Here is a 12,946-nt window from a genome sequence, read left to right as displayed (position 1 = left end):
GTAAGAATCAGTTTTCATTCTAGACGGTGGCGACGAGAAACGTCGCCCGATTGTTTCCTCTGAAAATCTGTGGCATCCGCCGGAAGCTTTAACTTTATTCAGCCGAGGTGTGCCCCCACTGAATGAAGTGCCAATAGGCATTCATCTCACCACATACAGAAGTGGGAAGACTTCTGCTGAATGAAGTTAAATATAGTCACTATATACCCGTTCAAAGTTTTTATACATCATGTGTTCAGCAATTTCGACTGCCATATCCTTATCGATATATCCCTTTTCTATCCAGTTCGTAAGTACCCGTTCAAAGCATTCCTTGAATAGTAGTACCCCAAGCCAGTTCATTTCCGGTACAGTGAAAGCGTCTGATCCGTACATGACTTTATCGAATGGGGCCAATTCATACACTTGTGATATGATTCGTTCCACTCCATGCCCGACAAATGGATTCTGTAATGAAATATCTAGAAACACGTTTGGTAAAATACTAGTTATGAACGCCGCTTCCTCCATCCATGGATATCCTCCATGTACAAGATGTATTTTCGTTTCAGCATATTTTTCCTGCCGCAGTAAATCAATCAAAAACGATGGGCTTGCTTTTGGAAGTACAACTTCCCCGTCACCGAACCCCGTATGTATATGTAAAACCTTATTGAAATTCGTACATTCCTCCATTGCCACATGGAGGCAATAATCTCTCAACTCTTTCACTCTGGCACGGTCGTTTAGACGGAATTCCTCATACTGATCTTTTGCCATTTGTTCATTTTTATCTCCAATTTCCAAACCGCTCCGGTAGGCAATGATTGTTTTTAAACCTACGATATGTTTCTGTTTTAGAGCAGCCTTGAGATCTTCTTGATAGGCCTCGATAAAAGCGCCGAAAGTTTCATGGTTTTCCCTGAGCCTTACCATGACGGGCTCGATTCGATATACTTCCCATATGGGAACTCCCGTCAATTCTTGATAATCATCTTTTGATAGCGGCGGGGTGGGATACCCAAAGTCAACGACCATTCCTTCAAGTTTTACATTTTTGAATAAATTTTGTGTAAAGGCAGTAAAATCTTTTGCCTCTTCGTTTCTGTTGGAAACCACTTCCTCAAGTATAGGTCGACATCCAAAATACCTGGCAAGCCGCTGTATAGTTATTTGCATATACATGTTCATGCCCGGAAAAATTTTTGCGGATGAACCTTCTTCGGCTTTTTTAAACATATTCGGCAATACAGACAACGACAGTTTCCGCAAATACTCTTCGGGTGAATATGGTTCCTCATTCGCAATATAGGGGTGACAATGCACATCAACTGCTTTTATAGAAGTCAAATCAATTTTATTCATCATATTCCTCCATTTTGAGAACTAATTTTACTTTCTATCAACCGGCATATTGACGGACTTTATCCATGTTGACAGTTCCTCTTTCAACAGCTGCCATTGCCTATCAAGAATGGCAACAGTTATGTTTGATAATAAGGAAAGGTGTAATTTCAATAACATTGATAAGTACACCTGCATATTGTTAACTTTTTTCTTTTGTAACCAAGATTGAACCTCCAAACCTCCTCATTTGTCTGTTTGATAGTTAAATAATCCGCTTGTAGCCATAATAAATTCAATGAGCGAATGGTTTATCTCCACCAGTCAAATGATTTTTTCTTGATCGCTGCTTTTATTCTGATCAGCCTTATAGTAGATCTTATAGAAGATAAATAGCGCTATAACCCAAACTAGTCCTCTGACCAATATCATAGGTGTTCCCAGCAATGTTCCGTAGAAAACAATTCCAATACCGATAAGCCCCAAGATCGGGAATAGTGGAAATAAAGGCTGTTTCCAAGCAAGTTTCTCCACTTCGCTCTTGCATTTTTTTCGATAAAGGATTGCAGCAACTACAGCAAGCGCCCAAGACACAATCCAAGCAAATGTCAACTGCAGGGAAAACTCAACATAAATCAAATCAGGGTTAACACTGCCAATCAAAATAAAGACAACCGAACAAATCCAGATGAAAACAATACCGTAGACAGGTGTGCGGGTTTTCGGATGCAAATAACCAAAAAACTTCGGTAAATACCCTCTTCTAGCCTGTGAAAAGAAAATCCGAGATGCCGTGTAGAAAGTTCCCATTAAAATACAGGTTGCTGCAGCAATCCATGCAACTAAATTAATAATAAAAGCACCTGCATATCCAAAGACGATGTTGGCGGCTTCTGTAAAGGGCGAACTGTTTAATGTCACTTGATTCCATGGGATAATTCCTTGAAGGACAATTTGAGCAACTGTATAAATGATAAGAAACGTCACACTCGACCAGATTAAAGCTTTTGGCAAGTCCCTTGGGTTAACAACTTCCGACCCTGCGGTCACTATTGACACTGCTCCTAGATACGCATATGTACCAAGAGGGATCGCACTCAAGAATCCGGAAGTGCCATAAGGCATCCATTCTTTGAAATTATCCACATTAATATCTTTTATCCCGATTAAAGCGAACAATAGCATTCCTGCTGTCAATAGAAGCACAAGGTATAGTTGAGTTTTTGCAGCAATTGAAGTTCCATAGATGTTTAAAATTGCAAATATGCTTACAAAAATTATTGCAAATATGGTTGTCCATACTTTTCCAGTCAATTGAGGAAAGAACCAGGAGGTGATCTTCCCGAGGGCCATACTCACTCCACCGCCCGCAAGAACCCAGCCAGCTGCAAAAGAAAATCCGGATAAAAATCCCCACCACTTTCCTAAAAAGCGTTCAACCCATACAGACATTCCCCCGGCAAATGGCATCCCAATTGCTATTTCTGCTAATGCGATCATTAAAAAGAATTGAAACAGCCCAGCAATAAAATAAGCCAGGATGGCACTCGGTCCAGCCGTAGCAATTCCTTCTCCAATCAAAAGGAAAATCCCATCACCAATTACTGCACCGACACCCAATGCCCAAAGATGCCGGAACTTAAGATTCCTTATTGGTTCAATTTCCAATAATTGTACTTTTGCCATCTCCGCACTCCTCTCTTCTTGGAAACGCTCACAAATATACGATTCGCAGACAATCCCTTTCTAATATTTTTCCCCTCTCCTTTGAATTTTCAAATTTTATATATTGCAAAAATTATGCCAAATATTTTTCTCCTATATTTAGCGGTATTTATATGAATATCTGGACTTTTCGCCGAAAATTTTTTTTCGTAGAAAGATATTTTTCGAAAAATATTTGTCTTTTTCTTCTAATTATTTATAATTAAAAAATAAATAGTGTTATCCGTTATTATAGATGGGAGAGATACGTTGATATGGAACAAGTGGATCTCGAGAATGTGTGGAACGTTTGCTTTGAAAGCATATTGATTATCAATCACGAGGGTCAGATTAAAAAAGCAAACAGATCTGCCCTTCGCTTGTTTGAACTCAGCTCAAAAACCTTGGGAGAAACATCTGTTTTTGAATTAATTCCACTGGAGTATCAAAAGTTTTTGATGACAACTGATGAGATGACTGGAATATCACTGTCATTCGGAACCAAGGAGTTATTGATGAATGTTCTTCCTTTTAATGATCATTTCCTTTTGATCATTAAAGACATTACCCAGCAACAGCTTTTAAAGTATAAACTACAGCAGGCAACTGAACAAAAATTCCTGTATGATTCAATTCTTGATATGCTCGAAGAAGGAGTATGTGCTATTAATATGGAGGGAGAAATCCTTTTCTATAATAAAAAGATGGGAGAGATTGACCTTCGTGAACCAGACTCTGTGAAACAGAAACTGTTCCGGGAGACCTTTCCTGATATAGACGAACACTCCAGCATCCTATTAAAGACCTTAAGACTCTCGAAGTCATTAAACTATCGGGAAACCCATTTCACTAATAGCGGAAAAGCTGTTACCACACTCTCAAAATCAAAAACGCTAAGCATAGGCACAAAACAGGTCGGAGCTGTTGAAATCTTGAAAGATATTACGGAACAGAAACAATTGGAAGAGACTATCCGTAACTTTAAAAGTGATCCTGTCAGGGAAAATACACATACATCCAAAAACAAAAACAACAATACTCGATTTCAATTCAAAGACATCGTTTTTACAAGCAGAGTGATGCGCCAAACAGTAGATCAGGCCAGGAGAGCCGCCCGGACTTCATCATCCACCTTTATTATCGGGGATACCGGAACGGGCAAAGAGTTATTTGCTCAAAGCATACATAACGACAGCCCCAGAAAAAGCTTTCCTTTTATCGCCCAAAATTGCGCTGCACTCCCTGAGCATTTATTGGAGGGGTTGTTATTTGGTACTTCTGTAGGCAGTTTCACTGGAGCGATCGATAGAGAAGGGTTGATAGAGCAGGCTCATGGCGGCACTTTGCTTTTAGATGAAATTAATTCCATGGGAATTAGTCTGCAAGCCAAACTTTTGCGCTTTTTACAAGAGAAGACAATACAACGCCTTGGAGCAAAGAAATCCATTGACGTTGATGTCAGGGTGATTGCCACAATCAATGAAGACCCTTACGCAGCCATAGAAAATGGAAGATTGAGGGAAGATCTGTTCTATCGTTTAAGCGTGGTTAATATTATCATTCAACCTTTGAAAAAAAGAAAAGAGGACATCCCGGTATTAATTGACCATTTCCTTCAAAAACATAGTGAGAGATTACAGATCAGGGTAGATAAAGTGGAATCAGAGGTGATGGATATCTTTCTGAATTACGAATGGCCCGGAAATATAAGGGAATTGGAACATACAATTGAAGGTTGTATCAATATGCTGGATGGAGAAAGTACTATTGCTTATCACCACTTATCAGCAACCTTCCAAGCAAGAACCAATGAACATGCGCAAATAACCCCTGTAGGCCATAAAATTCCAAAACTTTCATTATCTGCAGGATTAAGTTTGGAGGAACAGAAAGATAAATTAGAACGTACTCTTATACAGCTCGCTTTAGAAGAGGAAAATGGAAATGTGACAAGAGCTGGCAAACTTTTAGGAATTTCCAGACAAAATCTAAATTATAAATTGAAAAAATATAGCCTAACGTAGATGTAAAATCAAATAGCCTTTTGGTATTTGTTAAAATAAAAAATCGCACCCGAAATCGGGTGCGCAAAATGAAGGTAGAGGTTATTAACAATTGAGTAAACAAATGACTTAGTTAAAATTATTCAACGAAGCGTCCACGTTGGCGCATCAATTCACGGTTCAAGTCAGGGTTTACTTCGAATGCTGCACGTCCATGCATCCAGAACAAGTTGTTAAGTACAACAAGGTCTCCAACTGGAAGTTTCAATTCAACAACGTTTTCGTCTGATTCAAGAGATGCAGAAAGTTCTTCCAAGTATTTTGCTTGTTCGATTGTTTCAGGGTATACGAACTGGTCGATAAAGCAAATGCATGGCTTGTCGTTAACGTTAAAGAATGTAGGACGATCTACTGTTTGAGTTACGTTTTTGCTTGGTGGAGCAATGTAAGTGAATTTATGTTTTCCAAGCGGGTTGTTAGCAAATTTGTCAAGATCTTTCCAGTCATCTAAGTGAATAAGTCTTGATTCACCGCCAACCGCATTTTCTTCAATCATTTTCATCATGAGTAACCAGTCAGTTGGCTCGTCAACGAAAGTTCCGTCTGTATGCAATGTGAATAGACGGTATGCTTGACGTAGGTAAGAGTCACTGTCGTCAGTATGTTTTACTGTGAAACGTGCATAATATTTTCCTGTCATCGCATCGAAGTTTGGCATACCAACTAAGTGTGTAACAGCAGTTGCGAAGATAACATATTCATCAGTATCCTCTGTCACGCCTTCCAAACCAATTGTGAATCCACCAGACTCACGGTCGTGAATGATGCCTCTTAAAATTTCACCAAAGTCTTCACCAACAATGTCTAGTAGAATAGAAGAGATAACCAAACGTTGGTAAGGTGTGTATTCAAGTGCTTGAACACCGATTCCTTTTTCTTCTACTTTAGCCAAGAATTTAGCAATTTCTTCTTTTCCGATTTGGATATGATACAAGCGATCAGTTTGTGGATGAGATTTTACTTCATAGCCTTTGCCTTTTTTAATAAATTTTAATTCTTTTGTAACGCCCATTAGAGATTCCTCCTGTTTAATGAAAAGTATAATTTTAGTCGTGGAGAAAAGAAAACATAAAAAGCCAGCTGTCGATACACCTATCCTGTTAGGAAAGGTCATATACAACAACTGGCTTATATCCACTTCACCGCTCTATGGTTGTAGAGTCACAGTGAATATTGCAGTCTGCAAAATTTTATTTTTTCCGTCTCCAAAAATCTATACTACTCACGGATTTTGAAAAGGCATTTTTCAAAAGGTGAATATGTTTTATTATTGCTTGATTTAAGAATACCACTCGATATAAAATATGTCAACAAAATTTCATATTTTTTTCTTTCCAATTTTCTGATTCACGAAACAACTTCAATATTTCTTCCAAATTTATTATACAGTGTCAGTTTTTTAATGAGAAATCGTTCGAGAATATATATCTGTTCTACGCGTACAAATTTTACAAGATAGATTCACTTATCTCATTGCAAAACCACATATAAAGTCAGATTATACTCAACTCACAAGTTTTTACAAATGTTTTTAAGATAGAAAAAAGGACCCTTGCAGCGCCCGTACGCCGAAAGGGTCCTTTTGGAATATTATTTTTCAGCTGCCGTAATTTGTTTGTAATGGAGATCAAGGTCCTTCATCGCAGCAATAAGTGCATTCGTGGCCTTTCCACGGTAGTACGTCTGGATGGCTTCCATCTGTTCATCAATTCCATCCTTTAAGCTTGTCCCACGTAAAAGACGTCCGATAAAATCACTGCCATGTTCTGTCGCAAGCGTAGCGGAGGCTTTCAAAATAACCCCGTACTTCACATCTACTTCAGCTGTAATCGTCAAAGTTTCATACACACTTTTTGCAGCCATTCCCTGTGGCAAGCGTGCATGACCGGCTATAAACATTGTCTTGGCATTGAACTCCATGGATTTAATCTCCTCTTTCAATCATTATAATGTTACAGCTGCTTCTTTCAGATGTGATTGTTCAGGGATACGTCTAACCACTTCTTTCCCTATTTCAATGGATGCAGTCGCAGCTGGTGATGGCGCGTTACATACATGGATCGTTCTATCTCCAATGATGATGTTGAAGTCATCGACCATGGAACCGTCGTCCTTGAGTGCTTGGGCACGGACACCGGCTGGTGCTGGAATTAAGTCATCCTCCTGGATTTCAGGAATTAAAGCTTGAAGGCTCTTTGTAAACTGAGCTTTACTGAAGGAGCGAACGTATTCTCCCACTGCTTCTTTTGCGAAGTTTCCAGCAAGTTTCCATAATCCCTTATATGCAAGACTTTCTGCTAAATCTTTTGCACTGAAATCAAGCTTTTTATAGCCTTCACGCTTAAATGCTAGTACCGCGTTTGGACCAGCATCAACTTCACCACTGATCATGCGTGTAAAGTGAACACCCAGGAATGGGAATTTCGGATTTGGAACAGGGTAAATCAAATGTTTTACAAGATGGCGTTTTTCTGGTTTCAATTTAAAGTATTCCCCGCGGAACGGTAGAATTTTCATATCTGTTTTATACCCTGCAGCCGCTGCTACTCTATCACTGTGAAGTCCTGCACAGTTGATAACAAGACCGGCTTTAACCGTTCCATTAGTAGTTTCAACGATAACCGAGTCAGAACCTTCATTGATTTTCTCAACTTTTGTGTTTAAAAGAATATCGCCGCCGCGTTCTTGAATGATTTCTGCGAATTTCTCACTTACTTGCTTATAATTGATGATTCCAGCCATTGGAACACGAATTGCTCCAAGACCAGCAACATGCGGTTCAATTTCGTTTAATTCTTCTTTACTGATTTTTGTAATATCAAGCTCGTTTTGCAAGCCTCTCTCATACAAGTTATCAAGAAGAGGAAGTTCTTCCTGTTTTGTTGCAACAATAACTTTACCGCAAATATCATGAGATATATCATATTTTTCCGCGAATTCTCTCATTGACTGACTGCCTTGTCTAGCAAAACGTGCTTTGAAACTTCCAGGCTTGTAGTAGATTCCAGAGTGAATAACTCCACTGTTATGTCCAGTTTGATGTTCAGCCACTGAACCTTCTTTTTCAATGATGACGACTTTAGCATTTGGGAATCTTTCGTAAATGGCCATCCCTGTTGATAAACCTACAATACCGCCACCTACAATTGCGAAATCATACATAATTTTATGCCTCCATTTTAAGCGTGTTTTTATTGACCTGCTTTAGCACCAGCGACCAGTAAACATTAAACGGACGCTTGCGCTTTTCTTATGCTTTCCATGCAATCTATTAAATTATTTTTTGTACGTAAAATATGATACTCCACTGCACCCCGGATCTCAGCCGGATCACCTCTTAAAGCAGCCTCATAGATGCGTCTGTGCTCCTGCTGTGTCTCCTGGTAATAATCAATCAAGAGATTTGGTGCTATGGGTGAAATACCAAGAGTTTCAACCATTTTACGAAGTCTTGGCCAAGGACAGCCTCTCATAAGAATTTGGTGAAATGCTGCATTCAGACGGATATACTCTCCATTTGTCTCATCTGTCAAATCTAGCGTTTCCATCTGAACCACAATGTCATGCAAATCCTGCTTGTCCTCATCTGTCAAATATGGAAGTGACTTTTCTACTGCGAGACCTTCCAGCATAGATCGAATATAGTATATTTCCTCTATATTCTCCTTTGTAATGGGGGTGACAACTGCTCCCTTGTGAGGGACGATTTCTACGAGCCCTTCCATTTGCAGTTGTGTAAGTGCTTCTCGAATCGGCATTCTACTGACTTCCAGCTTCTCTGCCCACTCTTCTTGAATCAACCGGTCACCCTTTTTCAAAGTACCGTCCAAAATGACTTCTCTCAGGCGTTTCGTGACATTTTTAACCACTGTCGACTTTTCTTGTGCCAATTTCTCCGGCAAAATATCCACCTCGATTCACTTTGGATACAATTTAGAGTTTATCACACAAAAATATGGCTTTCAAGGGATAAAAACAAAAAAATTGAATCCAATCTTTGGATGATTGGATTCAATCTGGAGATGTTTTGGACCTGAAAGTAAGAAAAAATGAGGGATTTACACAACGAACTGTATGATTACAGCTCAGAACAGCTATCGCTTATCTTTTAATAAAATTTTTTCTTTGCAATTCAGGCTTTTGGCGAATCACTTCATGAAAAGGATTCCCTGATTGGTGAGCGTTTGTAGCAAGTCACACAATTTATGGGAATGTTCAACAGTAAAAAATAAAACAGCTTGCAGAGAAAAAAACGTCACTTTCTCTACAAGCTGAAAATCGAATCTAATTTTTACTCTTTATTGTTGTATACCAATTTTTCTTTAGGGAAATTCTTCCTCATCCCTATCATAAGAAGGATTCCTATTATAGCCCATCCCGCAAATATAACCCATTCGTATGGCCAAACGAGTGCCGCAGGCATTCCAGGCAAGTAAAGGATAACAAAGAAAATACTCATAAGGATGGCAATCCATCCGATTATGCTGGATTTTCCAGCTCGGAAAGGACGAACCATGTTCGGTTCATTTTTACGTAATTGGACAAATGCTACAGCAGCCAATAGGTATGCAATAACGATAGCAAGCCCACCTGCATCAACAAGCCAAACAAGCATAGGACGTCCGAGTAATGGAGCTACAGTAGCTAAAGCACCAATGAATAGAACTGCATTTGTAGGTGTTCCGTGTTTCTGATCAACTTTACCAAACCATGCTGGAATCATCTTTTTATCAGCCATCGCATACAGAATTCGGCTTCCACCAATGATAAATGCGTTCCAGCTTGTAATGATTCCGGCAACTCCGCCAAGAATTAAGATAATACCGAATACGTCACTTCCAAACACTGTAGCCATAGCATCAGCAGTTGGTAATGTTGAAGCAGCTAAAGAGTCTTTATCCAATCCGAGACCAACTGCCAAAATAATTGCCACATACCAAATTACCGCTAAGATAACGGATAAAATGAGGATTCTACCGATTGCTTTCGCTGGTACTTTCATTTCTTCCGCCGTTTGTGGGATAACGTCAAATCCGACAAACATGAAAGGTGTCATGATTGCAACTACCATAATTCCACCAAGTCCGCCTTCGAATAGCGGCTGGGCGTTTGCTGCTTCCCCATTGAACACTCCACCAAAAATAAGTAATAAACCGATAAGTGCAATGATAATAGTTAGAACCATTTGCAAAAAGGCCGCAGATTTTACACCCATATAGTTAACAATTGTCACGAAAATAGAAGCACCAACACCAACTAGAACCCACGAAGCGTAAACTTCATAATCATTAATTGTATACATATATCCCACTTTATAGTTAGGGAAGATATATTCAATAACAGTTGGAAGAGCTACTGCTTCGAATGCTACAACTGAAATATATCCAAGCGCTAGCATCCAGGATGCTGTAAAAGCTGATTTGGGTCCGACACCCCTAAAAACATAAATCAAAGCTCCACCTGTCGTAGGCATTGCTGAAGCAAGCTCAGCATATGTCAAACCAACAAAAATGACGAGGATTCCACCTGCGACAAATGCGATCATTGCACCGACTGTCCCAGCTCCTAAAATCCACTCTCCTGACATTACAACCCAGCCCCACCCAATCATGGCGCCAAAGGCTAAAAACAGGACGTCCCAACGTGATAATACCTTTTTAACATCTTGTTCGTTTTGCATTTCTTTACTCCTTTGGTTTATTCTTCCTTCTTATAAAAAGCGCTTTCTTACAAAGCAGACTTGGTGCCAGCAAGTGCTTTGATTGTTGTTCAATATTGAAAAACGCTTACGTTTTTCTCTATAGCTCCGAAAGTCTTAATTTTTCTATTCCCAATATAGTACTGGATATAGACGTGTCATTCTGGGGTGGCGTCTATATGCCACCGACGTACAGGAACTACTCATGCAAGCGAAGCGACAGGTGCCGCGTCTTAAGCCTCCCAAACCCACAGTAGTGTGGGCGTTATTGAGACCAGTGTAACTAACAAGCTTTCCCTCCTAGTTAACTTGATCCATTCATCGCCGTGCTTTCTCCAGATTGCTAGAGATGCTATCAGACAGATGCTTGCGCTTTATTTTGAAGGTTCCTGCCGAAAGACTGTCACTTTCGGCAGGTTATTGTTTTCATTTGTTCGACTTTTGCGATTACTTTGCAAAAGGATTCCAACAAAGTCTGGTTAGATTTGACAGCCTTTCTTAAATAGTTTTTTTATTCAGTCATGAACTATCTAAATCCCTAATACCTACCCATCATTCAAGCGTTTTCCATCCGAATAGCAGAAGCTACAGTAAATATACTTGATTATATGACCTCTTTCGTTTGGTTCTTTTCTACTGCTGATAACGTTCGCTCTTTACGATAAAATAGAAAGTAGGAACCAATAACAAAAATGGTAATTAGTGAAGTAAGATAAAATTGTAAACGCATATCATCAATAAATGCTTGTGCAATAAAAATACCTATTAAAACTAAAATAGTCAAATAGGTTAAATAAGGAAATAACCACATTTTAACTTTCAGTTTCTCAGGGGTTTCTTTTTCAATTCTTCTTCGCAAACGTATATGTGAAATGGCAATAAATATATATACCAGCATACAGACGCCGCCCGCGCTATTTGCTAAGAAAACAAACATTTTATCGGGAGATATGAATTTAAACATAGCACAAATATAAGCAAAAGATGTGCTGGCCAATACCGCCCAGAATGGTACCCCTTTCTTATTTACCTGTAAAAAAATACGTGGTGCTTCTTTTTTTTGTGCAAGGGAATATAACATACGTGAGCTTGTATAAAGTCCTGAATTTAACACGGAAAGTAGTGAAATGAAAATAACAATATTCATAACTTGACCAGCTGCTGGAAGACCTGCCATATCAAATACACTTGCATATGGAGTTTTCAGTAAGTCCTGGGCATCCCATGGCAGTACAGTAACTAGTATAGTAACTGAGCCAATAAAGAAAATGAGAATGCGCAGAACAACACTATTTATCGCTCTAACAACGTTTTTTTCTGGATTATCTGATTCCCCTGCCGCGATAGCCGCGACCTCACTGCCTACTAAAGAAAATGTGATAAAGACTACACTAAGAAAAACAGGGCTAATACCTTGCGGGAAGAAACCTCCGTTTCCAGTAATATTGGAGAGTCCCGGTGCATCTACGCCTGGCATGACACCGAAAATCATCAATACTCCCACGCCCAGAAAAGCAACAATAGCTACTACTTTGATAAGGGCTAGCCAATATTCAAATTCTCCATATGCTTTTACTGAATAAATATTTGTTACTGTCATTAAGAGTGTCAATGATAAACTGCCTACCCATACAGGTATAGCAGGAACCCAATCATGTATATACGACCCCACGAGCGTCGCTTCAATCGCAACAATGATAACCCAATTAAACCAGTATAACCAGCCAATCGTATAACCAGCCCACGGTCCAATCGCTTGATGTGCATATGTGGAAAAAGAACCGCTGTCAGGATTCAACACAGCCATTTCTCCAAGCATACGCATTACTAAGACTACCACTAAACCACCAAGGACATATGATAGTATGGCAGCAGGCCCTGTGGATTGAATAATAGCGCCACTGCCTACAAATAAGCCAGCACCGATTACTCCACCAATAGAAATCATTGTTACATGCCTAGTTGTCAGTGATTTGCTGAGTTTCTGTTCTTGATGAGACAAACATTACACACCTTTCAACTATTATGCTCTTCTAGTTGTCTTTGAAAAAGCTATATTAAAAAGCAATCCAAAAGGACTTGCTTACGTTCTCTTTTGAAATCCTGCCGAGAGTGTCTCACTTTCGGCAGGTTATTGATTTCATTAAAATGATAAATT

The 12,946-nt window shown here is 39.3% G+C and carries 10 protein-coding genes; 1 reads left to right on the top strand and 9 read right to left on the bottom strand.

Translation table 11 applies throughout. The annotated features are described in order from the left end of the window. Positions 1–186: 186 nt before the first annotated feature. From H9631_RS10770 to H9631_RS10765, 3 genes are all read right to left on the bottom strand, one after another. Positions 187–1,344: an amidohydrolase family protein gene (locus H9631_RS10770; RefSeq protein ID WP_191812647.1), complete on the bottom strand. Its 1,158-nt coding sequence runs from the start codon at positions 1,342–1,344 to the stop codon at positions 187–189. Positions 1,345–1,371: 27 nt separating this feature from the next. Continuing rightward, positions 1,372–1,503: a hypothetical protein gene (locus H9631_RS22595; RefSeq protein WP_263600712.1), complete on the bottom strand. Its 132-nt coding sequence runs from the start codon at positions 1,501–1,503 to the stop codon at positions 1,372–1,374. 144 nt (positions 1,504–1,647) lie between these two features. Beyond that, positions 1,648–3,009 (bottom strand): APC family permease, encoded by a 1,362-nt coding sequence (locus H9631_RS10765; protein WP_191812645.1) that lies wholly within the window; start codon positions 3,007–3,009, stop codon positions 1,648–1,650. Between the two features lie 293 nt (positions 3,010–3,302). On the opposite strand from H9631_RS10765, the gene H9631_RS10760 reads away from it, so the two are divergent. Beyond that, a complete protein-coding gene (locus H9631_RS10760) occupies positions 3,303–5,051 on the top strand; it encodes a sigma 54-interacting transcriptional regulator (protein ID WP_191812643.1) in 1,749 nt (582 codons plus the stop codon). A gap of 118 nt (positions 5,052–5,169) precedes the next feature. Here the strand turns inward: H9631_RS10760 and glaH are convergent, their stop codons facing one another. The 6 genes from glaH to H9631_RS10730 all read right to left on the bottom strand — a co-directional run bounded on the left by glaH (position 5,170) and on the right by H9631_RS10730 (position 12,790). Then, positions 5,170–6,102, bottom strand: a complete 933-nt coding sequence (gene glaH, locus H9631_RS10755; protein WP_191812641.1) for a glutarate dioxygenase GlaH — start codon at positions 6,100–6,102, stop codon at positions 5,170–5,172. A gap of 578 nt (positions 6,103–6,680) precedes the next feature. After that, a complete protein-coding gene (locus tag H9631_RS10750) occupies positions 6,681–7,010 on the bottom strand; it encodes a DUF3870 domain-containing protein (RefSeq protein ID WP_120117524.1) in 330 nt (109 codons plus the stop codon). A gap of 24 nt (positions 7,011–7,034) precedes the next feature. Then, positions 7,035–8,252 (bottom strand): L-2-hydroxyglutarate oxidase, encoded by a 1,218-nt coding sequence (lhgO, locus tag H9631_RS10745; protein WP_191812639.1) that lies wholly within the window; start codon positions 8,250–8,252, stop codon positions 7,035–7,037. A 65-nt stretch (positions 8,253–8,317) separates the two neighbouring features. Then, positions 8,318–8,992, bottom strand: a complete 675-nt coding sequence (locus tag H9631_RS10740; RefSeq protein WP_191812637.1) for a GntR family transcriptional regulator — start codon at positions 8,990–8,992, stop codon at positions 8,318–8,320. A 389-nt stretch (positions 8,993–9,381) separates the two neighbouring features. Further along, entirely contained in the window at positions 9,382–10,770 is a 1,389-nt protein-coding gene (locus H9631_RS10735; RefSeq protein ID WP_191812635.1) for an APC family permease, read from the bottom strand. 622 nt (positions 10,771–11,392) lie between these two features. Further along, the gene (locus H9631_RS10730) at positions 11,393–12,790 is read right to left on the bottom strand and encodes an amino acid permease (RefSeq protein ID WP_191812633.1); all 1,398 of its coding nucleotides are present in this window, start codon (positions 12,788–12,790) and stop codon (positions 11,393–11,395) included. Positions 12,791–12,946 lie beyond the last annotated feature (156 nt).

It is taken from the genome of Bacillus norwichensis (genome assembly GCF_014836955.1).
In the GTDB taxonomy this organism is placed as follows: Bacteria; Bacillota; Bacilli; order Bacillales; family Bacillaceae_C; genus Siminovitchia; species Siminovitchia norwichensis.
The sequence above is the reverse complement of the archived record's forward strand: the minus strand, read 5'-3'. Positions and strand labels throughout refer to the sequence as shown.

What these genes read in the sequence shown, in the direction of transcription:
- H9631_RS10770 (WP_191812647.1), bottom strand. Translation starts at nt 1,344, where the DNA reads ATGAATAAAATTGATTTGACTTCTATAAAAGCAGTTGATGTGCATTGT.
- H9631_RS22595 (WP_263600712.1), bottom strand. Translation starts at nt 1,503, where the DNA reads ATGTTATTGAAATTACACCTTTCCTTATTATCAAACATAACTGTTGCC.
- H9631_RS10765 (WP_191812645.1), bottom strand. Translation starts at nt 3,009, where the DNA reads ATGGCAAAAGTACAATTATTGGAAATTGAACCAATAAGGAATCTTAAG.
- H9631_RS10760 (WP_191812643.1), top strand. Translation starts at nt 3,303, where the DNA reads ATGGAACAAGTGGATCTCGAGAATGTGTGGAACGTTTGCTTTGAAAGC.
- glaH (WP_191812641.1), bottom strand. Translation starts at nt 6,102, where the DNA reads ATGGGCGTTACAAAAGAATTAAAATTTATTAAAAAAGGCAAAGGCTAT.
- H9631_RS10750 (WP_120117524.1), bottom strand. Translation starts at nt 7,010, where the DNA reads ATGGAGTTCAATGCCAAGACAATGTTTATAGCCGGTCATGCACGCTTG.
- lhgO (WP_191812639.1), bottom strand. Translation starts at nt 8,252, where the DNA reads ATGTATGATTTCGCAATTGTAGGTGGCGGTATTGTAGGTTTATCAACA.
- H9631_RS10735 (WP_191812635.1), bottom strand. Translation starts at nt 10,770, where the DNA reads ATGCAAAACGAACAAGATGTTAAAAAGGTATTATCACGTTGGGACGTC.